Origin of the sequence: Kocuria sp. SM24M-10, from assembly GCF_001027955.1 — a bacterium.
Taxonomy (GTDB): Bacteria; Actinomycetota; Actinomycetes; order Actinomycetales; family Micrococcaceae; genus Kocuria; species Kocuria oceani.
The window spans coordinates 60,312-82,094 of record NZ_LDNX01000048.1 but is presented as its reverse complement, the minus strand read 5'-3'; the positions used below and the strand labels follow the sequence as shown (position 1 = coordinate 82,094).

General features: G+C 73.4%; 15 protein-coding genes and 1 tRNA gene. 3 read left to right on the top strand and 13 right to left on the bottom strand.

Going from position 1 to position 21,783, the window contains the following annotated elements:
- The 9 genes from ABL57_RS23505 to argS all read right to left on the bottom strand — a co-directional run.
- Positions 1-1,042, bottom strand: a 1,042-nt coding sequence (locus tag ABL57_RS23505; RefSeq protein WP_082157252.1) for an L-threonylcarbamoyladenylate synthase, incomplete at its 3' end; no start/stop codon positions are given.
- A gap of 4 nt (positions 1,043-1,046) precedes the next feature.
- Positions 1,047-1,952 (bottom strand): peptide chain release factor N(5)-glutamine methyltransferase, encoded by a 906-nt coding sequence (prmC, locus tag ABL57_RS05895; protein WP_047802513.1) that lies wholly within the window; start codon positions 1,950-1,952, stop codon positions 1,047-1,049.
- A 16-nt stretch (positions 1,953-1,968) separates the two neighbouring features.
- Positions 1,969-3,051 (bottom strand): peptide chain release factor 1, encoded by a 1,083-nt coding sequence (prfA, locus tag ABL57_RS05890; protein WP_047802512.1) that lies wholly within the window; start codon positions 3,049-3,051, stop codon positions 1,969-1,971.
- Positions 3,052-3,190: 139 nt separating this feature from the next.
- The gene (gene rho / locus ABL57_RS05885) at positions 3,191-5,410 is read right to left on the bottom strand and encodes a transcription termination factor Rho (RefSeq protein ID WP_047802511.1); all 2,220 of its coding nucleotides are present in this window, start codon (positions 5,408-5,410) and stop codon (positions 3,191-3,193) included.
- 324 nt (positions 5,411-5,734) lie between these two features.
- Positions 5,735-6,691: a homoserine kinase gene (gene thrB, locus ABL57_RS05880; protein WP_047802510.1), complete on the bottom strand. Its 957-nt coding sequence runs from the start codon at positions 6,689-6,691 to the stop codon at positions 5,735-5,737.
- Positions 6,692-6,697: 6 nt separating this feature from the next.
- Positions 6,698-7,807, bottom strand: coding sequence for a threonine synthase (thrC, locus tag ABL57_RS05875; protein WP_047802509.1), 1,110 nt, complete (start codon positions 7,805-7,807; stop codon positions 6,698-6,700).
- 92 nt (positions 7,808-7,899) lie between these two features.
- Complete coding sequence (locus tag ABL57_RS05870; RefSeq protein WP_047802508.1) at positions 7,900-9,222, bottom strand: homoserine dehydrogenase; 1,323 nt, start codon at positions 9,220-9,222, stop codon at positions 7,900-7,902.
- Positions 9,223-10,671 (bottom strand): diaminopimelate decarboxylase, encoded by a 1,449-nt coding sequence (lysA, locus tag ABL57_RS05865; RefSeq protein ID WP_047802507.1) that lies wholly within the window; start codon positions 10,669-10,671, stop codon positions 9,223-9,225.
- Positions 10,672-10,675: 4 nt separating this feature from the next.
- The gene (gene argS, locus ABL57_RS05860; protein ID WP_047802506.1) at positions 10,676-12,346 is read right to left on the bottom strand and encodes an arginine--tRNA ligase; all 1,671 of its coding nucleotides are present in this window, start codon (positions 12,344-12,346) and stop codon (positions 10,676-10,678) included.
- A 105-nt stretch (positions 12,347-12,451) separates the two neighbouring features.
- Between argS and ABL57_RS05855 the strand changes: the two genes are divergently transcribed.
- Together ABL57_RS05855 and ABL57_RS05850 are read left to right on the top strand one after the other, a co-directional pair.
- A tRNA-Arg gene (locus tag ABL57_RS05855) sits at positions 12,452-12,524 on the top strand.
- 150 nt (positions 12,525-12,674) lie between these two features.
- Complete coding sequence (locus ABL57_RS05850; protein WP_047802505.1) at positions 12,675-14,069, top strand: APC family permease; 1,395 nt, start codon at positions 12,675-12,677, stop codon at positions 14,067-14,069.
- Between the two features lie 9 nt (positions 14,070-14,078).
- Here ABL57_RS05850 and ABL57_RS05845 read toward each other — a convergent pair whose 3' ends face one another.
- The 4 genes from ABL57_RS05845 to ABL57_RS05830 form a co-directional block, all read right to left on the bottom strand.
- Entirely contained in the window at positions 14,079-14,471 is a 393-nt protein-coding gene (locus ABL57_RS05845; RefSeq protein WP_053004779.1) for a hypothetical protein, read from the bottom strand.
- Positions 14,472-14,576: 105 nt separating this feature from the next.
- The gene (locus ABL57_RS05840) at positions 14,577-15,404 is read right to left on the bottom strand and encodes an ABC transporter ATP-binding protein (protein ID WP_047802504.1); all 828 of its coding nucleotides are present in this window, start codon (positions 15,402-15,404) and stop codon (positions 14,577-14,579) included.
- Between the two features lie 3 nt (positions 15,405-15,407).
- The gene (locus tag ABL57_RS05835; protein WP_047802503.1) at positions 15,408-16,346 is read right to left on the bottom strand and encodes an ABC transporter permease; all 939 of its coding nucleotides are present in this window, start codon (positions 16,344-16,346) and stop codon (positions 15,408-15,410) included.
- Positions 16,347-16,492: 146 nt separating this feature from the next.
- Positions 16,493-17,500 (bottom strand): ABC transporter substrate-binding protein, encoded by a 1,008-nt coding sequence (locus ABL57_RS05830; RefSeq protein WP_047802502.1) that lies wholly within the window; start codon positions 17,498-17,500, stop codon positions 16,493-16,495.
- Positions 17,501-17,674: 174 nt separating this feature from the next.
- On the opposite strand from ABL57_RS05830, the gene hrpA reads away from it, so the two are divergent.
- On the top strand, positions 17,675-21,748 hold the full coding sequence (gene hrpA / locus ABL57_RS05825) for an ATP-dependent RNA helicase HrpA (protein WP_047802501.1): 4,074 nt from the start codon (positions 17,675-17,677) through the stop codon (positions 21,746-21,748).
- Positions 21,749-21,783: the final 35 nt, after the last annotated feature.

The window sequence follows — 21,783 nt, the reverse complement described above, 5'->3', positions numbered from 1 at the left end:
CCCGGGCCACGAGCCGGGCGGCCTCGTCGACGGACAGGGGCCGGGGCTGACCGGGCGCGGCCGGGTGCTGGGCCCGGGTGCGGTCCTGGTCCACCGCGGGGCGGACCGCCGGCCCGGGCACGGAGCGGGCCACGAGCGAGGCCGCAAGGCCCTGCGCGGCGGCCGCCTGCGCCGGAGCGGGCGCGGCCGGACGGTCCGCCGGGGCGGGTGCGGCCGGACGGTCCGCCGGGGCGGGTGCCGGGGCCGCCTCCGGACCGGGGCCGGCCTCCGGGTCGATCTCGCTCACCGCGTGGGAGCCGGAGCCCTCGGGCCGGTCCGCGGCATCGGCGGGAGCCGCCGCGGGAGCGCCCTCGAGCTCCTCGTCCCCGTCCGCCGGCGTCACCGCGGGCACCACGGCACGCAGCCGGGCCAGGCTCACGGCGCCGTGGCGCACGAGCAGCGGGGTCTCCCCGGTGCAGTCGACGATCGAGGACGACACGGGGTCGCCCTCCGGGGTGCCGGGCCGGCCGGCGGGCCGCGGGCCGTCGTCGAGGTAGACCTCCACGGCCTCCCCGAGCATCCCGACCGCGGCCCCGGCGTCCAGGGCGGCCGGGTGGCCGGTGCGGTTCGCCGAGGAGACGGCCAGCGGACCGCTCTCGATGAGCAGGGCCTGTGCCAGCTCGTCGTCGGGCACGCGCAGGGCCACGGTGCCATGGGTCTCGCCGAGGTCCCAGCCCAGGGACGGGTGGGCATGCAGGATCAGGGTCAGCCCGCCCGGCCAGAAGGCCGCGGCGAGCGCGCGGGCGTCGTCGGACACCTCGTCCGCGAGCCCGTCCAGCACCCCGGCGTGCGCGATGAGCACGGGCGGGGGCATCGCCCGTGAGCGGCCCTTCGCCGCGAGCAGGGTCGCGACGCCGCGGGCGGAGAAGGCGTCGGCGCCGATGCCGTAGACGGTGTCGGTGGGCAGCACCACGCAGGCGTCCGCGGCCAGCGCCCGGGCGGCGTGCTTGAGCCCGGCGGTGCGCTGGGCGATGCTGCTGCAGTCGTAGACGGTGTGGCTCACGGTGTCATTCTCCCATCTCGTCCGGGGCCGTTCCGTCCGGGGCCGGCGCGGCGGCCTCCGGGGTCCGTCCGGCGGTGGCACGGTCCCGTCCCGTGAGGTCCTGGTGGCCCACGACGTCCACCAGGCCCGCCTCCCGGAAGGCGCGGGCGACGGGCTCCGCCTGGACCTCGGCGTGCTCCATGACGAAGAACCCGCCCGGGCGCAGCAGCCGCAGGGCCGAGGCCAGCGCGGTTCGCGGCAGCTCGAGGCCGTCCTCGCCGCCGCTGTACAGGGCGAGCTCCGGGTCGTGCTCGCGCGCCTCCGGCTCCCGCGGGAGCGCGTCGGCCGGGATGTACGGGGGGTTGGAGACCACCACGTCGCAGCGGCCCTCGAGCTCGGGGAAGGCGGTGCGCAGGTCGCCACGGACGAGCTCGGTGCGGGTGCCGCGCAGGTTCCGCGCGGCCCAGGCGTGGGCGCTCTCGGACAGTTCCACGGCGTGCACCCGGGCCTGCGGCACCTCGTGGGCGACCGAGGCGGCGATCGCCCCGGAGCCCGTGCCCAGGTCGACCACCCGGGGACGGTGCACCCCCGCGGCCAGCTGCCTCCGCAGCTCGTCCACGACGGTCTGCACCACGGTCTCCGTCTCGGGCCGGGGCACGAAGACACCGGGCCCGACGGACAGCGTCAGGTAGCGGAAGTGCGCGACGCCGGTGAGGTGCTGCAGCGGGACCCGGCGCGCCCGTTCGGCGACCAGCTCCGCGTAGCCCTCCGGTTCGTCCCCGCCGATGATGGCGCGTGCCTCGACCTCCCCGCGGGACAGGCCCAGCAGGTGGCCCGCGAGCAGCAGCGCGTCCGTGCGGGCGGAGTCGATCCCCGCCTCGGCGAGGACCTGCTCCGCCCAGCGCACCGCCTGGCCCAGCGACCTGTGCATGCCCGCGCCCCCGCCCTCAGCCGTCCTGCCGGCCGATGGCCTCGAGCCGGGCCTGCTCGTCCATCTCGATCGCGGACCGCACCACCGGTTCGAGGTCCCCGGCCATCACGTGGTCGAGGTTGTAGGCCTTGTACCCGGTGCGGTGGTCGTTGATCCGGTTCTCCGGGAAGTTGTAGGTGCGGATCCGCTCGGAGCGGTCCATGGTGCGCACCTGGGAGCGGCGCTGCGCGGCGTTCTCCGCGTCGACCTGCTCCTGCTGGTGGGCCAGGATGCGGGCGCGCAGCACCCGCATCGCGGCCTCGCGGTTCTGCAGCTGCGACTTCTCGTTCTGCATGGCCACCACGATGCCCGTGGGCAGGTGGGTGATGCGCACCGCGGAGTCGGTGGTGTTCACGGACTGCCCGCCGGGGCCCGAGGACCGGTAGACGTCGATCTTCAGGTCGTTCTGGCTGATCTCCACCTCCTCCGGCTCGTCGACCTCAGGGAAGACCAGCACCCCGGCCGCCGAGGTGTGGATCCGGCCCTGCGACTCGGTGACGGGCACCCGCTGGACGCGGTGCACCCCGCCCTCGTACTTCAGGCGGGCCCACACGCCCTCGGCGGGGTCCGTGGCGGTGGACTTGATGGCCACCTGGACGTCCTTGTAGCCGCCGAGGTCGGACTCGTTGGTGGAGATGAACTCGGTCTTCCAGCCGCGGGCCTCCGCGTACTTGAGGTACATCCGCAGCAGGTCCCCGGCGAACAGCGCGGACTCGTCCCCGCCCTCCCCCGCCTTGACCTCCAGGATGACGTTGCGCCCGTCGTCCGGGTCGCGGGGCACGAGCAGCCGGCGCAGCCGCTCCCGCGCCGCGGTGAGCTGCTCCTCCAGCGCGGGGATCTCCTCGGCGAACTCCGGCTCCTCGTCGGCGAGCTCCCGTGCGGCTCCGAGGTCCTCCTCCAGACGCCGCACCCGCTGGTGGGTCTCGGCGATGCCGTTGAGCTCGGCGTAGCGGCGTCCCAGCTTCCGGGCCCTGCCCGGCTCGGCGTGCACCGCGGGGTCGGCGAGCTGGCGCTGCAGCTCGGCGTGCTCGTCGAGCAGGGACTGGATCGGGTCCGGCATGGGACGCTCCTTCTTCGGGCGGCGGGGACGACGGCGGCGGGGACGACGGCGCCGGGTCGCGGGCGCGGGGCCCGGACACGACGACGCCGCCGCGGCCCCGACCGGGTGTCCGGTGCGGGCCGCGGCGGCAGCGGGTGCGCTAGCGGTCGCTCTCGGAGCGGGCCGACAGCGTGGTCTTCTGCACCTGGAGCAGGAACTCGGTGTTGGACTGGGTGTCCCGCAGCTTGTTCGTGAGCAGCTCCAGCGCCTGCTGCTGGTCCAGGCCGGAGAGCACCCGGCGCAGCTTCCACATGATCTTGATCTCGTCGGGCGAGAGCAGGTTCTCCTCACGGCGGGTGCCCGAGGAGTTGACGTCCACGGCCGGGTAGATCCGCTTGTCCGCGAGCGAACGGGACAGGCGCAGCTCCATGTTGCCGGTGCCCTTGAACTCCTCGAAGATGACCTCGTCCATCTTGGACCCGGTCTCCACCAGGGCGGTCGCGAGGATGGTCAGCGAGCCGCCGTTCTCGATGTTGCGGGCCGCGCCGAAGAACTTCTTCGGCGGATACAGGGCCGCGGAGTCCACGCCGCCGGACAGGATGCGGCCGGAGGCGGGGGCCGAGAGGTTGTACGCACGGCCCAGGCGGGTCATGGAGTCCAGCAGGACCACCACGTCCATGCCCATCTCCACCAGGCGCTTGGCCCGCTCGATCGCCAGCTCGGCGACCGTGGTGTGGTCGTCGGCCGGGCGGTCGAAGGTCGAGGCGATGACCTCGCCCTTCACGGTGCGCTGCATGTCCGTGACCTCCTCGGGGCGCTCGTCGACGAGCACCATCATGAGGTGGACCTCGGGGTTGTTCGTGGTGATCGCGTTGGCGATCGCCTGCAGCATCAGCGTCTTGCCGGCCTTGGGCGGGGAGACGATCAGGCCGCGCTGGCCCTTGCCGATGGGCGCGACGAGGTCGACGACGCGGGGCCCGATCTTCTTGGGCTCCGTCTCCAGGCGCAGCCGCTCCTGCGGGTAGAGCGGGATCAGCTTGCCGAAGTCCACGCGGTCCCTGTTGTCCTCGGCCTTCTTGCCGTTGACCGTGGTCAGCTGGACGAGGGCGTTGAACTTCTGCCGCGTGTTGTTCTGCTGCTCGCCGTCGCGCGGGGCACGGATCGCGCCCACCACCGCGTCACCCTTGCGCAGGTTGTGCTTCTTGACCTGGGCGAGGCTGACGTAGACGTCGTTCGGGCCCGGCAGGTAGCCGGACGTGCGCACGAACGCGTAGTTGTCCAGCACGTCCAGGATGCCCGCCACGGGCAGCAGCACGTCGTCCTCGGTGAACTCCGTGTCGTCCACCTCGGGGCCGGAGCTGCGCCCCCGCCGGTTGCGGCGCTCGTTGCGCTCGGCGCGGTCGTTGCGGTCCCGGTCCCGGTCGTTGCGGTTGCGGTTGCGGCGGCTGCGCCGGCTGCCGCCCTCCCCGTCCTGGCCGTTCCTGTCCTGGCCCCGGTTGTCCTGACCGCGGTTGTCCTGACCGTTCTTGTCCTGGCCCCGGTTGTCCTGGCGGTTGTCCTGGCCCTTCGACTCCTGGGACCTGCCGCCCTTGCCGCGGCCGTCGTTCTTGTCCTGGCCGCCCTTGTCCTGACGGTTGTCCTGGCCCCGGTTGTCCTGGCCGCCCTTGTCCTGACGGTTGTCCTGGCCGCGGTTCTGGTTGCGGCTGCGGTCCTGCTTCTGGTCCTCGTCACGGCCCTCGGACGCGGGACGGGACTCCTCGGCGCGCTGCGAGCTCTCCTGACCGTTGCCGCCGTTGTCCTCACGGCTGCGGTTGCGCCGGTTGCGGCTGCGGCCGCGGCCGCCCTCACCCTCCGAGCCGGAGGCGTCCTCGCCGGACTGCGCGGGGGTGGACTGTTCGGGGGTGGACTGCTCGGGGGCGGACTGGCCGTTCGGCTCGCCGGCCTCGGCCGGACGCGTGGAGCCGTCCTGCTCGGCGGGGGCCACCACGCCGGTGCTGGTGGCCCGGCGGGAGCGGGTGCGCCGCTGCGGCGGGGCGTCCTGGCCGCCCTGCTCGCCGTCGGGCTGCCCCGCCGCGGCGGGCCGGCCGGAGTCCTCCGCGGGACGCTCGGCGGGAGCGGCGGACTGCTGGCCGGCGGTCTTCTCCACCGTCTGGGCGATCTTCTGCTCGACCGCGCGGTCGCGGTCGGCCACGGCGCCGCCACGCTGGTGGGCGGCGATCGCGTCGACCAGCAGGCTCTTGCGCATCCGGCGGGCGCCGGTGATGCCGAGCTGGGAGGCGAGCGCCTGGAGCTGGGCCAGCTTGAGCGCGGACAGGCCCGCGTTCCTGGTGTCGGTGGTGGTCTCTTCCGTACCCGTGGAAAGGTCGGTGGTCTCGGTCACGAAGTGTCCTTCTCCCTCGGTGGGGGGTCCGTGGATCTCAGAGTCCAGGACCGTGATGGGTTCCCGGCGGGCCGCGCACGCGGGCCGCCGGCGGCGGGGCGCACTTCAGGGCGCGGCAGCCTGGGCGAACATGGTGTCACCCGTCAGATCGTGGTGCGCCCCGGTCCGCAGAGAGCGGGCCGGTGCACCGTCGGCATCGTGGAAGCAGGTGCCGGCGGGGGATCACCGGAGGATCGGAGCGGTGGAGGCGAGAGATCGAGGGCATCCGCCCGGGGCGACGCCCCTCATGATGCCCGCTGTCCTCACCGCGCCGGGCGCGGTCTCCTACCCCTGGATCTTCTGCGGGTGCTTCTCCAGCTTAGCACCCTGCCCGTCGACCCGCAGACGCAGGACACGCCAGGAGACTCCCGGGGCGTCGGCGCCGGCCCGGGTGAGCTCCGTCAGGGCGCGCTCGGTCGCCGCCGCCTGCGCCGGGCCCGCGGCCAGGACCAGGACCGTCGGGCCGGCGCCGGAGATCATGGCGGGCAGCCCCCGGTCCCGCAGGGCCGCCATGAGCCGGGCGCTCGGGGGCATCGCCGAGGCCCGGTACGGCTGGTGCAGCCGGTCCTCGGTGGCCGGCAGCAGCAGCTCGGGGCGGCGGGTCATGGCCTCGACGAGCAGGGCCGTGCGCCCGGCGTTGACCGAGGCGTCGTGGTGCGGGACGGTCGCGGGCACCAGGGACCGTGCGAGCCGGGTGGGGACCTCGTAGTCGGGGATCGCGACCACCGGCACCACGTCCTCGTGCACGGTCACGGGGGCGCTGCGGTAGCCGTCGGGCCCGCTCCAGGAGATGACGAGGCCGCCGTAGAGGGACGGGGCCACGTTGTCCGGGTGGCCCTCCATCGCGGCGGCGACCTGCAGCAGCCGGCGGTCGTCCAGGGCGCGCCCGGCGGGCAGCAGCGCGTTCGCCGCGAGCACGCCCGCCACCACGGCGGAGGCGCTCGAGCCCATGCCCCGTCCGTGCGGGATGCGGTTGGTCGCCTCGAGCCGCAGTCCGGGCAGGTCCTCGACGCCCGCGGCGCGGAAGGCGGCGCGCATGGCGCGCACCACCAGGTGCTCCGCGGTGCGGGGCACGGCCTGGGCGCCCTCGCCGTGCAGCTCGAACTCCAGTCCCGCCCCGGTCACCGTCACCGCGAGGTCGTCGTAGTGGCCGAGCGCCAGTCCCAGGCTGTCGTAGCCGGGGCCCACGTTGCCCGTGGACCCGGGCACGCTCAGCTCGACCCGCTGCCCGATCTCGAACATCCGCGCCTACTCCAGGCCCAGCGCCGCGGCCACGGCCACGACGTCGAACGGCACGCGCTTCGGCTCGACCAGCGAGGGGTCCTCCAGCTCGGCGGCCTTCACCGCCCACTGCGGGTCCTTCAGCCCGTGGCCGGTCACGGTGATCACGATCGTGGCACCGGTGGGCGCCTCGCCGGCGGCGTGCTTCTGGAGCAGCCCGGCCACGCCCGCGGCGGAGCCGGGCTCCACGAACACGCCCTCTCGCGCGGAGAGCCAGCGGTGGGCGGCGAGGATCTCGTCGTCGGAGACGGAGCCGATGAGCCCGCCGGACTCGTCCCGGGCGGCGATCGCGGTGTCCCAGGACGCCGGGTTGCCGATCCGGATGGCGGTGGCGATGGTCTCGGGCTCGGTGACCGGGTGGCCGAGCACCAGCGGGGCGGCGCCCTCGGCCTGGAAGCCCCACAGCACGGGCAGCTTCGTCGACGCGGCCGGCAGCTGCCCGGCGGTCGCGGAGTCGTAGGGCCGGGCGTACTCCTGGTAGCCCTTCCAGTACGCGGTGATGTTGCCCGCGTTGCCCACCGGCAGCAGGTGGTAGTCCGGGGCGTCGCCGAGGGTGTCGACCACCTCGAACGCGCCGGTCTTCTGCCCCTCGATCCGGTGGGGGTTCACGGAGTTCACCAGGAACACGGGGTAGGACTCGGAGAGCTTGCGCGCGACCTCCAGGCAGTTGTCGAAGTTGCCGTCCACCTGGAGGATGTCCGCCCCGTGCGCCACCGCCTGGGAGAGCTTGCCCATGGCGATCCGTCCCTCGGGCACGAGCACCGCGCAGGTGAGACCGGCCTGCTTCGCGTAGGCCGCGGCGGACGCCGAGGTGTTGCCGGTCGAGGCGCACACGACGGCTTCGGCGCCCTCCTCCTTGGCCTTGGTGATCGCCATGGTCATGCCCCGGTCCTTGAACGAACCGGTCGGGTTCATCCCCTCGAACTTCAGCCAGACCGTGTTGCCGGTGAGCTCCGACAGGGCGCGGGCGCGGATGAGCGGCGTGCCGCCCTCCCCCATGGTGATGACCTCGGTGGAGTCGGTGACCGGCAGCCGGTCCCGGTACTCGTTGATGACGCCCTGCCAGACGTGTGCCATGTGCTGGATCTCTTCCTGTGGACTGCGGAGGGTGCGGTGGGGTGCTGGTGCCCCGGGAGGGCGGCGCCGTGCGGGAGGGCGCCGCCGGGGAGTCAGTCGGCGTGCTCCACGCGGATCACGCCGGTGACGTCCTCGACGAACGGCAGCTCGCGCAGGGACTCCACGGTGGCCACGAGGTCCTTGTTCGAGCCCCGGTGGGTCACCAGGCGGATCTCGGAGCGCTGCGTGGACCCGCGCGGGTCGTCCTTCTGCTGCATCGTGTGGATGGACACGCCGTGGTCGGCGAAGACCTGGGCGATCCGGGCCAGGACGCCGAGACGGTCCTGCACGGTGAGGGTGATGGAGAAGCTGGTGCGCACGTCGTCCATGGGCACCGCGGGCAGCTGGGCGTGCGGCTCCGCGCCCTGGGCGGGGGCTCCCAGCACCAGGCGGCGGGCCGCCGAGACGAAGTCCCCCAGCACGGCGGAGGCGGTGGGGGCGCCGCCGGCGCCGGCGCCGTAGAACATCAGGGACCCGGCGTTCGCGGCCTCGACGAACACGGCGTTGTAGGCCCCGTGCACGCCGGCCAGGGGGTGCTCGCGCGGGATCATGGTGGGGGTGACCCGCAGGTTCACGCCGCCCGCGCAGCGCTCGCACACGGCGAGGAGCTTGATGACGTAGCCGGCCTCCGCGGCCGCGGCGACGTCCTCGGCGGTGACGCCGGTGATGCCGCGGCAGTAGACGTCGTCGATGGTGTAGGTGGAGTGGAAGGCCAGGGACGCCAGGATCGCGGCCTTGGCCGCGGCGTCGTGTCCCTCGACGTCGGCGGTCGGGTCCGCCTCGGCGTAGCCCAGCCGCTGGGCCTCCGCGAGGGCGTCGTCGAACTGCGCGCCCGTGGTGTCCATCTGGTCGAGGATGTAGTTGGTGGTGCCGTTCATGATGCCCAGCACGCGGTCCACCCGGTCCCCCGCCAAGGAGTCGGCCATGGGCCGCACGATCGGGATCGCCCCGGCCACGGCGGCCTCGTAGGAGAGCGGCACCCCGGCGTCGTCGGCCGCGTCCTGCAGCTGGCGGCCGTGCCGGGCGATGAGCGCCTTGTTGCCCGAGATCACGGGCTTTCCCGCGTGCAGGGCGCGCAGGATGCGGCTGCGGGCGGGCTCGATGCCGCCGGTGAGCTCGATGACCACGTCCGCGGCGTCGATGAGGGCCTCGGCGTCGGTGGTGAACAGCTCCTCGGGCAGCTCCACCGTGCGCCGCGCGGCGAGGTCCCGCACGGCGATGCCGGCCAGCTCGAGGGGGGCGCCCACGCGGGCGGCCATCTCGGTGCCGTGGTCGAGCAGGATGCGGGCCACCTCGGCGCCGACGTTTCCTGCCCCGAGCAGGGCGACCTTCACGGTCGTGGTCGGGCGGGGGGTCGCGGGGGTCGAGTCGCTCAATCAGGCTCCCAGGTCGCGGGCGAACAGGTCATCTTCGGTCTCGCCCCGCACGATGAGCCGGGCCTCGGGCCCGTCCGCGGCGGTGCGCACGGCGACGACCGGCGGGCGGGCGATCCAGTTGTAGTTGCTGGCCAGGGCCCAGCAGTAGGCCCCCGTGGCCGGCACGGCCAGGACGTCGCCGGGGGCGAGGTCATCGGGCAGGTAGACGTCGCGGACCACGACGTCCCCGGACTCGCAGTGCTTGCCGACCACCCGGGAGAGCACGGGGGCGCCCTCGGCACGGCGGTTGGCGAGCACGGCGGTGTAGTCCGCGCCGTAGAGCACGGGACGGGCGTTGTCGCTCATCCCGCCGTCCACCGACACGTAGCGCCGCCGGGCGCCGTCCTCGACGGTCACGGTCTTCAGCGTGCCCACGGTGTAGAGGGTGCACGCGGCGGGCCCGGAGATCGCCCGGCCGGGCTCGATGGACAGGTGCGGGACCGCCATGTGCAGGGACCGGGCCGTGGCGGCCACCTGGTCCGCCAGGGACTCGGCGATCTCGCGTGCCGGGCGCGGGGTGTCCGCCTCGGTGTAGGCGATGCCGTAGCCGCCGCCGAGGTCGAGCTCCGGCAGGGTCAGTCCGAAGCGCTCGTCGGCCAGTGCCATGAAGGTCAGCACCCGCTCCGCGGCCTTGCCGAAGCCGTCGGCGTCGAAGATCTGGGAGCCGATGTGGCAGTGCAGGCCGCGCAGGTCGAGGTCGGGGTCCACCACGCAGGCGGCGACGGCCTGCATCGCGGGGCTGTCCCCGCCGCCCTCGAGCGCGGCCAGGGACAGGCCGAACTTCTGGTCCTCGTGGGCGGTGGCGATGAACTCGTGCGTGGAGGCGTGCACCCCCGGGGTCACCCGGATCATCACCGGCGCCACGACGCCCAGGGTGCGCGCCAGGCGCGCGACGAGCTCGATCTCGGCGAGGGAGTCCACCACGATCCGCCCGAGCCCGTTGTCGAGGGCACGGGCGATCTCGGCGGCCGACTTGTTGTTGCCGTGCAGCGCGATCCGGGCCGGCTCCATGCCGCCGCGCAGGGCCACGGCCAGCTCCCCGCCCGAGGAGGTGTCGACGTTGAGCCCCTCCTCGCGGATCCAGCGCACCACCTCGGTGGTCAGGAAGGACTTCCCGGCGTAGTAGACGGAGACCTCCGCCCCGATCCGCGCGAACGCCTCGGTGAAGGCCGTGCGGAACTCCCGGGCGCGCGCCCGGAACGTGTCCTCGGAGTAGACGTAGGAGGGGGTGCCGTAGCGCTCGGCGAGCTCCGTGGCGGGGATCCCGGCCACGGTCAGCGCTCCCTCGGCGTCGCGCCGGAACGCCTCGGGCCAGATGGCCGGGTCGAGCGCGTCGAGGTCCTCGGGCACGCTGAGCCACGGCGGGGCCAGGGGCGAGCCCCCGGGGCGGGTGGTGGGGTGGGCGGTCATGCGATCACATCCTCTCGGGGGCCGACACGCCGAGCAGGCCCAGGCCGTTGGCCAGGACCTGGCGCGCGGCGTCGTTGAGCCACAGCCGGGTGCGGTGCAGGTCGGTGACGTCGTCGTCGCCCTGCGGGGCCACGCGGCAGACGTCGTACCAGCGGTGGTAGGTCCCGGCGAGGACCTCCAGGTGGCGGGCCACCCGGTGCGGCTCCCGGAACTCGGCGGCCTGCGCGAGCACCGAGGGGTACTGGCCCAGGGCGGCGAGCAGCTCACCCTCCATCGGGTGGTCGAGCAGGGCGGCGTCGAACACGACCTCGCCGTCCGCCCCCGTGCGGGACACCCCGGCGGCCTCGGCGTTGCGGCCCACGGCGCAGGTGCGGGCGTGGGCGTACTGGACGTAGAAGACCGGGTTCTCGTTGGAGCGGCGGGTCAGCAGGTCCAGGTCGACATCGATGTTGGAGTCCACGGAGAACCGGGTCAGCGAGTAGCGGGCGGCGTCCACGCCGACAGCCTCGACGAGGTCCTCCATGGTCACCACCGTGCCGGCCCGCTTGGACATCCGCACCGGCACCCCGTCCTTGACCAGGTTGACCATCTGGCCGATCAGCACCTCCACCCGCTCCGGGGCGTCGCCCAGGGCGGCCGCGGCGGCCTTGAGCCGGGCCACGTAGCCGTGGTGGTCGGCGCCGAGCATGTAGATGCACAGGTCCGCGCCGCGGTCCCGCTTGTTCTTGAAGTAGGCGATGTCCCCGGCGATGTAGGCGGCCTGGCCGTCGGACTTGACGACCACCCGGTCCTTGTCGTCGCCGTAGGCGCTGGAGCGCAGCCACCACGCCCCGTCCGCGAAGTAGAGGGCGCCGGAGGACTTGAGCTGCTCCAGCAGGCCCTCCACCGCGCCGTTGCTGAACAGCGACTGCTCGTGGAAGTACACGTCGAAGTCCACGCCGAACTCGTGCAGCGAGGACTTGATCTCGGCGAACATCAGCTCCACCCCGGCGGCCCGGAAGCCCTCCTGGGGGTCCCCGGAGTCGAGCACGCCGGGGTTCTCGGCCACGATCCGCTCGGCGATCTCGGTGATGTACTCCCCGCCGTAGCCGTCCTCCGGGGCGGGCAGGCCCTGGGCGCGGGCCAGCAGGGAGCGGGCGAAGCGGTCGATCTGCGCGCCGGCGTCGTTGAAGTAGTACTCCCGCACCACCTCCGCACCCTGCGCCTCGAGCACCCGCGCGAGGGAGTCGCCGACGGCGGCCCAGCGCGTGCCGCCCAGGTGCACCGGGCCGGTGGGGTTCGCCGAGACGAACTCGAGGTTGATGGACGTCCCCGCCAGCGAGTCCGCCCGACCGAAGGCCTCCCCCTGCTCCACCACGGTGCGGGCGATCCCGGCGGCGGCGGCGGCGTCGAGGGTGATGTTGAGGAATCCCGGGCCGGCCACGTCCACGGCGGCCACGCCCGGGGTGCCCTGCAGCCGGTCCTGCACGACGGCGGCGACGTCGCGGGGGGCCCTGCCCACCTTCTTGGCCAGCTGCATGGCGACGTTCGTCGCCCAGTCCCCGTGCTCCCGGTTCTTCGGTCGCTCGATGCGCACCTCCGGCAGCGCGGCGCCGTCGGCGAGGGCGAGATCGCCCTGGGCCACGGCGTCCTGCAGGCATGCGGATACAGCGAGAGAAAGTTGTTCTGGAGTCACCGGACCAGTGTAACCGGGCGCCCCACAGGCCCCGTGCCGGACGGGGAACGACAGCCGCGCAAAACCTGCTAGTATCGTCGAGGTTCATCGCTGAGGCGGTGAAAGGCCCGCGTAGCTCAGGGGATAGAGCGTCTGCCTCCGGAGCAGAAGGCCGTAGGTTCGAATCCTACCGCGGGCACCCCGTACGACACAGGGCCCCGGACCGAACGGTCCGGGGCCCTGTGTCGTCCCGCCTGTCGACCTCGCTGTCGCCCCTCTCTGTCGCCCCTCCGGCGTGCCCGCGCCCCGGCCGCACGCCCCCGCCCGGCGGGGCACATAGAGTGCCCCCATGACTCAACAGCACACTGTCGGTTCCGCCCTGAAGCGGGACATCACGGGACCGCTCCTGTTCCTGTTCATCCTCGGCGACGTCCTCGGCGCCGGCGTCTACGCCCTAGTGGGCACCATCGCGGGCCGGGTCGGGGGCGTGACCTGGGCGCCCATGCTGCTGGCCCTGGTGCTTGCGCTGCTGACCGCGGCCTCCTACGCCGAACTGGTCACCAAGTACCCGAGGGCGGGGGGCGCGGCGGTGTTCGCCGAGCGGGCCTTCGGCGTGCCCCTCGTCTCCTACCTCGTCGGGTACTGCATGCTCGCGGCCGGCGTGGTCAGCGCGGCCGCCCTGGCCCTGGCCTTCAGCGGCGACTACCTCTCGGTCTTCCTCGACGTCCCGCCGACGGCCGGCGCCGCGGTCTTCCTGGTCCTGGTGGCCCTGCTGAACGCGCGCGGCATCAAGGAGTCCCTGCGGGCCAACGTCGTCATGACCGCGGTGGAGCTGACCGGCCTGCTGATCGTCGTCGTCGCCGCGGCCCTCCTGCTCGGCCGGGGCGAGGGCGACCCCGGTCGGGCGCTGAGCTTCGGGGAGGGCGTGGACCCGCTGCCCGCGGTCCTCGGCGGGGCGCTGCTGGCCTACTACTCCTTCGTGGGCTTCGAGACCTCCGCCAACGTCGCGGAGGAGCTCCGGGAGCCCTCGCGCACCTACCCCCGGGCGCTGTTCGGCGCGCTGGCGGCGGCCGGGGTGATGTACGTGCTGGTGGGCACGGCGGCGTCCGTCGTGCTGCCGGCGGAGCGGCTCGCGGCCTCGAGCGCCCCGCTGCTCGACGTCGTCGCCGCCTCCGGCATCGCCGTCCCGGGCTGGCTGTTCAGCCTCTTCGCGCTCGTCGCGGTGGCCAACGGTGCCCTGCTGACCATGATCATGGCCAGCCGGCTGGCCTACGGGATGGGGGTGCAGGGGCTGCTCCCCCGGGCCTTCCGGCGGGTCCTGCCGCGGCGCGGCACCCCATGGGCGGCGATCGCCGCGACCACGGCCGTGGCCGTCGTGCTCACCACCACCGGCGGGGTCGTGGTCCTGGCCGAGACCCTGGTGCTGCTGCTGCTGTTCGTCTTCCTCAGCTCCAACATCGCCGTGCTCGTGCTGCGGCGGGAGCCGGTGGCGCACGAGCACTTCCGCGCCTGGACGCCGCTGCCCGTGCTGGCCGTGCTGTCCTGCCTCGTCCTGCTGTCCCAGCAGAGCGCCGAGGTGTGGTGGCGCGGCGGGATCCTGATCGGGGCCGGGGCCCTGCTCTACGCCGTCGCCCGGCTGACCGGCCGGCGCCCCGGGGCCCCGGGCCGCGAGGACGTCACCGCGGACGGGGTCTCCCCGGCGGCCGCGGAGGACGCCTCCGGCCGGGCGGGCCTGCGCGGCTGACCCACGGGGTCAGGACCGGTCGTCCCGCGGCCCGTCCTCGGGATCGAGGCGCCGCGGCCGGCGGCGGAGCTCGTCGGGGTCGTACGGGCGCACGGGCGCGTCGCCGAACTGCTCGTCGAGCAGCAGGTCCTCCGGGTGGGGGCCCTCCCCCACCGACCGCCGCCAGTTGAAGCCGAGGATCGCCAGGGCCCCGCCGCCGAGCAGGGTCGCAGCACCCACCACGGTGACCACCACCCCGCGCGTGGTCAGCCCGGCCTCCTGCCCGGCCGAGACGCGGGCCAGGTCGTGGAGCGCCTCGGGCACCGTGAACGTGGAGGCGAACAGGGCCACCACCCCCACGGCCAGCATCCACCCCCCGGTGCGTCGGCGGCGGGCGCGCTGCTGCTCGGTGGACTCGGGCACGGTCGGGGCCTCCTGGGCTGGTGGGGTCGCGCGGGGAACGGCGACGGGGCGGGCCGTGTCCGGCCCGCCCCGTCCGCCCCGTCGGTGCCGGTCACGGACGTGCGGTCAGTGGCCGTCCTCGGTCTTGACGCTCTCGAACAGCGTAGCGTCGTCGAAGGCGCCCTGCTCCGCCCCCGGCTGGAGCCGGCGGAACTGCTCCAGCAGGCCCGGCACGGTCATGGTCTGCTTCTGGGCGGCGTCGAGCTCGAAGAGCACCCGCCCCTCGTGCATCATGATCAGCCGGTTGCCCAGGCGCAGCGCCTGCTCCATGTTGTGCGTGACCATCACCGTGGTCAGGCGCTGCTCGGCCACGATGTCCGCCGTGAGCCGGGACACGAGGTCCGCCCGCTGCGGGTCGAGGGCCGCGGTGTGCTCGTCGAGGAGCAGGATGCGCGGCTCGGAGAACGTGGCCATGAGCAGGGACAGGGCCTGGCGCTGACCGCCCGAGAGCAGGCCGACCTTCGCGCCCAGCCGGTTCTCCAGCCCGAGCTCGAGGCTGGCGAGCTTGTCCCGGAACAGCTGCCGGCGCGCGCCGGTGAGTCCCGGGACGAGTCCGCGCTGCTTTCCCCGCTGGAGGGCGATGGCCATGTTCTGCTCCACCGTCATCGTCGGCGAGGAGCCCTTCATGGGGTCCTGGAAGACCCGGGAGAGGTACCGGGCCCGCTTGTGCTCGGGCAGCCGGGTGACGTCGGTGTCGTCCACGCGCACGGTGCCGGTGTCCGGGATGAGGGTGCCGGAGATCGCGTTGAGGATCGTGGACTTCCCGGCGCCGTTGGAGCCGATCACGGTGAGGAAGTCGCCCTCCTGCAGGGTCAGCGAGACGCCGGCGAGGGCGCGGCGCTCGTTGACGGTCCCGGCGAAGAACGTCTTGTGGACGTTGTCGATGGTGAGCACGGCTCAGGCACCTGCCTTCGTGGTCGCGGGCGTGTCGGTCAGGTCGTCGACGAGCTGTGCCGCTTGGCTCGCCAGGTGCCGTTCCCGGCGGCGCCGGAAGAACTGCATCTGCGGGACCACCAGGGCGAGCACCACCAGGACCGCGGAGATCAGCTTCATGTCGGACGGGTTGAGCCCGGCCTGCAGTGCGACGGTGATCACCAGGCGGTAGACGATCGAGCCGAGGACCACCGCGAGGGTGGCGACGACCACGGTGCGCGAGCCGAACAGGCCCTGGCCCAGGATCACGGAGGCGAGCCCGACGACGATCAGGCCGATGCCCATGCCGATGTCGGCGAAGCCCTGGTACTGGGCCACGAGGGACCCGGCCAGGCCCACCAGCCCGTTGGACAGGCACAGACCCAGCATCTTCTGGTGGTCCGTGTTCACCCCGAAGGAGCGGATCATCTCCGGGTTGTCGCCGGTGGCCTGCATGGCCAGGCCGGCGTCGGTGTAGAGGAACCAGTCGAGCAGCACCTTCACCACGGCCACGCCCAGCAGGAACAGGGCGATGCCGATCCACGTGCCCTGCACGCCCAGCTCGGCGAGGGGGGTGAAGATCGTGTCCTCGCGCAGCAGGGACAGGTTGGCCCGCCCGTCCATCACGCGCAGGTTGATGGAGTACAGGGCGGTCATGGTGAGGATGCCCGCGAGCAGCCCGTTGATGTGGGCCTTGGTGTGGAGCAGGCCCGTGATCAGCCCGGCGAGCGCGCCGGTCACGAAGCCGGCGGCGGTGGCCAGCCAGGGGCTGCCGCCGCCGAGGATGATCATCGCCGTGGTGGCGGCGCCCGTGGTGAAGGACTGGTCGACCGTCAGGTCGGGGAAGTCGAGCACCCGGAACGTGAGGTAGACGCCCAGCGCCATGACCGCGTAGAGCAGTCCGAGTTCGATACCGGCTATCACTTCTGGTGGATCCGTTCTGATTGGTGGGACACGGGGCGCCGCCGCCGATCGGGCGGGGGCGCCCCGACTGTGGTGGGGTGGGCCCGGGCCGGCCGGCGCCCGGGGTCACCGGGCGCCGGGGACACGGTGCGGGCCCGTCCGGGGGCCTACTCGATGACCTGCGCGGCGGAGTCCTGCAGCTCCTGCGGGACCTCCACGCCCATCCGCTCGGCGGCCTGCATGTTGATGACCAGTTCGGTCTCCTCCTGGGACTCCACGGGCATGGTGGCCGGGTCGGCGCCCTCGGCGAGGATCCGCACGGCCATCTCCCCGGTCTGGCGCCCGAGCTGCTCGTAGTCGATGCCCTTGGTGATGAGGGCGCCGCGCTCCACGGAGTCGCCCTCGCCCGCGATCAGCGGGATCTGCTTGGCCTCGGCGGCGGAGATGACCGCCTCCAGGCCGGAGACCACCTTGTTGTCGGTGGGCACGTAGATCGCGTCCGTGTCGAAGGACTCGGCGGCCTGGGCGACCTCGGAGGTGTTGGTCACGGCCTTCTCGACGACCTCCAGGCCCTCCTCGGCGGCGGCCTCCTTGGCCATCTCCACCTGGACCTGCGAGTTGGTCTCGCCCGAGCTGTAGATGATGCCCACGGACTTCGCGTCCGGGTCGAGCTGCTTGATCAGCGCGATCTGCTCGGCCACGGGGTTCATGTCCGTGGTGCCCGTGACGTTGCCCCCGGGGTTCTCCAGGGACTCCACGAGCCCCGCCTCGACCGGGTCGGTCACGGCGGTGAAGAGCACGGGCCGGTCGGTGACGGCCTGGGCCACGCCCTGGGCCGAGGGGGTCGCGATGGCCAGGACGAGGTCGGCGTCGGAGCCGGCGAGGTTCGAGGCGATGCTGGTGGAGGTGCCCTGGTCGCCCGAGGCGTTCTGGAGGTCGAGGGTGAGGTTCTCGCCCTCCGTGTAGCCGCCCTCCTCCAGCGCGGCGACGAAGCCCTCGCGGGCGGCGTCGAGGGAGGGGTGCTCCACGAACTGGCTGATCCCGACGGTGGCCTCCTCGACGGCCGCGCCCGACTCCCCGGAGCCGGCGGCGCCCGAGCTGTCGGAGCCGCCGCAGGCCGTGAGGAGGAGGGCGGAGGAGGCGAGGGCCGCCGTCAACGGGAACAGTCGCTGCATGGTGTGTCCTTTCTGGAACGGGTGATGTCAGGAATATTACCTGCCGTTCGGTCGAGAAATGAGAGGCAGCTCACAAATGATGACAGAACGGCTCCGCCGGCGGACCGCCGGGCCCGGATCGTCCACCGCGCCCGGGCCCGGACCGGGGCCCGTCGCCGGTAGGATCGGGGGGTCATGCCAGCATCGCCCAGCCGCCCCCGCACCGTCGTCTACCCCGAGGACCTCCCGGTCTCCGCGCGCCGGGAGGACATCAAGCGCGCGATCTCCGAGCACCAGGTCGTCGTGATCGCCGGTGAGACCGGCTCCGGCAAGACCACGCAGATCCCGAAGATGTGCCTCGAGCTCGGCCTGGGCGAGCAGGGGCTGATCGGGCACACCCAGCCGCGGCGGATCGCCGCGCGCTCGGTGGCGGAGCGGATCGCCTCGGAGCTGGGCGAGAAGATCGGCGGGACCGTCGGCTACCAGGTGCGCTTCACCTCCGAGGTGGGCGCGGACTCCCGGATCAAGCTGATGACCGACGGCATCCTGCTCGCCGAGATCCAGCACGACCGGCTGCTGCGCCGGTACTCGACGATCATCATCGACGAGGCGCACGAGCGCTCGCTGAACATCGACTTCCTGCTGGGCTACCTGCGGCGGATCTTGCCCCGGCGCCCCGACCTCAAGGTCATCATCACCTCGGCCACGATCGACCCAGACCGCTTCGCCCGGCACTTCGCCCCGGAGCCCACCGGCGCGGCCGGACCGGACGCCGCCGCCGGGGAGCCCGAGCCGGCGCCGGTCATCGAGGTGTCCGGGCGCACCTACCCCGTGGAGATCCGCTGGCGCCCGCTCTCCGAGCCCCGGTCCGGGGACGGCGGGCCGGACGCCGAGGACGCCGGCGACGGCCTCGAGGACGAGGACCGCGACCCGATCGACGCGGTGTGCGACGCGGTCGAGGAGCTCTCGCACGAGCCGCCCGGGGACATCCTGATCTTCTTCGCCGGCGAGCGCGAGATCCGCGACGCCCAGGAGGCGCTGCAGGCCGCGCTGAAACGGATCCGGGGGATGGCCGACGCCGAGGTCCTCCCCCTGTTCGGCCGGCTGTCCATGGCCGAGCAGCACCGGGTGTTCGCCCCGTCCGGCCGGCGGCGGATCGTGCTGGCCACCAACGTGGCCGAGACGTCCCTGACCGTCCCGGGCATCAAGTACGTCATCGACCCCGGCACCGCCCGCATCTCCCGGTACTCGGCGCGCACCAAGGTGCAGCGGCTGCCGATCGAGCGCATCTCCCAGGCCTCCGCGAACCAGCGGGCGGGCCGCTGCGGGCGCGTCTCGGACGGCATCTGCATCCGCCTCTACGCGGAGGAGGACTACCTCTCCCGCCCGGAGTTCACCGACCCCGAGATCCTGCGCACCAGCCTCGCGTCCGTGATCCTGCAGATGACCTCCGTGGGGGTCGTCAAGGAGCCCGGGGACATCGAGCGCTTCCCGTTCGTGGAGCCGCCGGAGTCGCGGGCCGTCAAGGACGGCGTGGCGCTGCTGCGGGAGCTCGGCGCCCTGAAGGAGGCCCGGGGCACCGCCCCGCGGGAGCGCCGGGACGACGACGCGGGCGGGCCGCTGACCCCGGTCGGACGCCAGCTGGCGCAGCTGCCGGTGGACCCCCGGCTGGGCCGGATGATCGTGGAGGCGGACCGGCGGGGCTGCGCCCGGGAGGTCATGGTGCTCGCGGCGGCGCTGACCGTCCAGGACCCCCGGGAGCGTCCCCTGGAGAAGCGGCAGCAGGCCGACGAGCTGCACAAGCGCTTCTTCGACGAGAACTCCGACTTCACCAGCTGGCTGCTGCTGTGGCGCTACGTCCAGGAGCAGCAGGAGGAGCTCTCCTCGACCCGGTTCCGGAAGCTGTGCCAGCGGGAGTTCCTGAACTTCCTGCGGATCCGCGAGTGGCAGGACCTCTACGCCCAGCTGCGCCAGATGGGTCAGCAGGTCGGCATCCGGGTCGGCAAGGGCCGGGAGGTGGACCCGTCCGGGAAGGAGCGGGAGATCCACGTCTCGCTGCTGGCCGGCCTGCTCAGCCACATCGGGCTCAAGGACGAGCGCAAGCGCGAGTACCAGGGCGCCCGCGGCTCCCGGTTCGCCGTCTTCCCCGGCTCCAACCTGTTCAAGAAGTCCCCGGACTGGATCATGTCCGCGGAACTGGTGGAGACCTCCCGGCTGTGGGCCCGCGTCAACGCGGCGATCGACCCCCTGTGGGCCGAGGAGCTGGCTCCCCACCTGGTCAAGCGCAGCGTCTCGGAGCCGCACTGGTCCCGCGCCCAGGGCTCCGTGATGGCCTACGAGAAGGTCACCCTCTACGGCGTCCCCGTGGTGGCCCAGCGCCGGATCAACTTCTGGCGGGTGGACCCTGACCTGGCGCGGGAGCTGTTCATCCGCCACGCGCTCGTCGAGGGCGACTGGCAGACGCGGCACCGGTTCTGGGCGCGCAACCGCAAGCGCCTGGCGGAGGTCGAGGAGCTCGAGAACCGGCTGCGCCGCAAGGACCTGCGCGTCGAGGACGAGGCCCTGTTCGCGTTCTACGACGCCCGGATCCCGGCGTCGGTGGTCTCGGCCCGGCACTTCGACGCCTGGTGGAAGAAGGCCCGGCACCAGGACGAGCACCTGCTCGACCTCGACCCCGAGGACCTGATCGCCGAGGACGCCCGCGACTACGACGAGTCCCTGTACCCGCGGCAGTGGGTGCGCCGGACCGCCGACGGGGAGCTTGTGCTGGACCTCGTCTACGAGTTCGCCCCGGGCGCGGACCAGGCCGACGGGGTGACCGTGCGGGTGCCCGTGCTGTTCCTCAACCAGCTCGACCCCGCGCAGTTCGAGTGGCAGATCCCCGGCCTCCGCACGGAGCTGGTGACCGCGCTCATCAAGTCGCTGCCCAAGGCCGTGCGGCGCAACTTCGTGCCCGCCCCGGACGTCGCCCGCCAGGCCGTACGGATGCTCCAGGAGGACTTCGACCCCGCCGTCGACGCCCTGGAGCCGTCCCTGGAGCTGGTGCTGCGCCGGCTCAGGGGCCACGTGGTGCCCCCCGGGTCCTGGAACCGGGACGCGGTCCCGGCGCACCTGCGGATGCGCTTCGAGGTGCGGGACCGCCGCAACCGGGTGCTCGGCGAGGGCCAGGACCTGGAGCAGCTCAAGGCCGAGCTGCACGACGAGATCCGGGCGGCCCTGGCCGAGTCCCTCGGCGCGGTCCCCTCGGCCGACGGGGCCGGTGCCGCGCCGTCCGGGGCCTCCGGGCGCACGGACCGGCCCTCCCCCGCCCCGCGGCCTGCGGCCGGCCCGGCGGCGCCGTCGCTGGAGCGCACGGGCCTGACCGCGTGGCCGGAGCCCGACCTGCCGCGCAGCGTGGAGACGACCGTGGCGGGCCAGCGGATCACCGGCTGGCCGGCCCTCGTCCCCGAGCGGCCGCGGGGAGCCGCGGACCGGCAGCCGGGCCGGCGGACCCCGGGCCGGGACGCCACCGTGGCGGTGCGCATCCTGTCCTCGGCGGCGGAGCAGCGGGCCGCCCAGCGGCGCGGGGTGATCACCCTGCTGGTGCTGCGCGTGCCCTCCCCCGAGCGGTACGTGCTCGAGCACCTCAACAACAAGGAGAAGCTCGTCTTCACGCAGAACCCGCACGGGTCCGTGACCGAGCTCATCGCCGACTGCACGGTCGCGGCGATCGACAAGCTCACCCCGTCCGAGCCGCCGTTCACGCGCGCGGCGTACGACACCCTGCACGAGCACGTGCGGGCCGAGCTCATCGACACGGTCTTCCAGGTCACCGCGCTGGTGGAGCAGGTGCTCTCCGGTGCCGCGCGGATCCGCAGGCAGCTGAAGCGGGCGCCCTCCCTCGCCGCGGTGAACTCGCTCAACGACGTCAAGGCCCAGCTCGAGCACCTGGTGCACCCCGGGTTCGTGGCCGCCACCGGCTACGACCAGCTCCAGCACCTGCCCCGCTACGTGCGGGCCATGGAGGTGCGGCTGGAGAAGCTCGCGGGGCACCTGCAGCGGGACACGGTGAACATGCTCGCGGTGCAGAAGCTCGAGGACGACTACGACGCCGCGCTGGACACCCTGCCGCCCTCGGCGCCGGTGCCCGACGAGCTGGGCCGGGTGGCCTGGATGATCGAGGAGCTGCGGGTCTCCCTGTTCGCCCAGGAGCTGGGCACCGCCCACACGGTGTCGGAGAAGCGGATCCGCAAGGCGCTCAAGGACGCGCTGGAGGCCGCCCGGGCCTGACCCGCACGGGCCCGCGCGCCGGGGTCCGCCCCGGC

Excerpts from the sequence above, each read along its gene's own strand:
- prfA (WP_047802512.1), bottom strand. The coding sequence starts at position 3,051 with ATGCCGGACCCGATCCAGTCCCTGCTCGACGAGCACGCCGAGCTGCAG.
- hrpA (WP_047802501.1), top strand. The coding sequence starts at position 17,675 with ATGCCAGCATCGCCCAGCCGCCCCCGCACCGTCGTCTACCCCGAGGAC.
- thrB (WP_047802510.1), bottom strand. The coding sequence starts at position 6,691 with ATGTTCGAGATCGGGCAGCGGGTCGAGCTGAGCGTGCCCGGGTCCACG.
- thrC (WP_047802509.1), bottom strand. The coding sequence starts at position 7,807 with ATGGCACACGTCTGGCAGGGCGTCATCAACGAGTACCGGGACCGGCTG.
- lysA (WP_047802507.1), bottom strand. The coding sequence starts at position 10,671 with ATGACCGCCCACCCCACCACCCGCCCCGGGGGCTCGCCCCTGGCCCCG.
- prmC (WP_047802513.1), bottom strand. The coding sequence starts at position 1,952 with ATGCACAGGTCGCTGGGCCAGGCGGTGCGCTGGGCGGAGCAGGTCCTC.
- ABL57_RS05850 (WP_047802505.1), top strand. The coding sequence starts at position 12,675 with ATGACTCAACAGCACACTGTCGGTTCCGCCCTGAAGCGGGACATCACG.
- ABL57_RS05830 (WP_047802502.1), bottom strand. The coding sequence starts at position 17,500 with ATGCAGCGACTGTTCCCGTTGACGGCGGCCCTCGCCTCCTCCGCCCTC.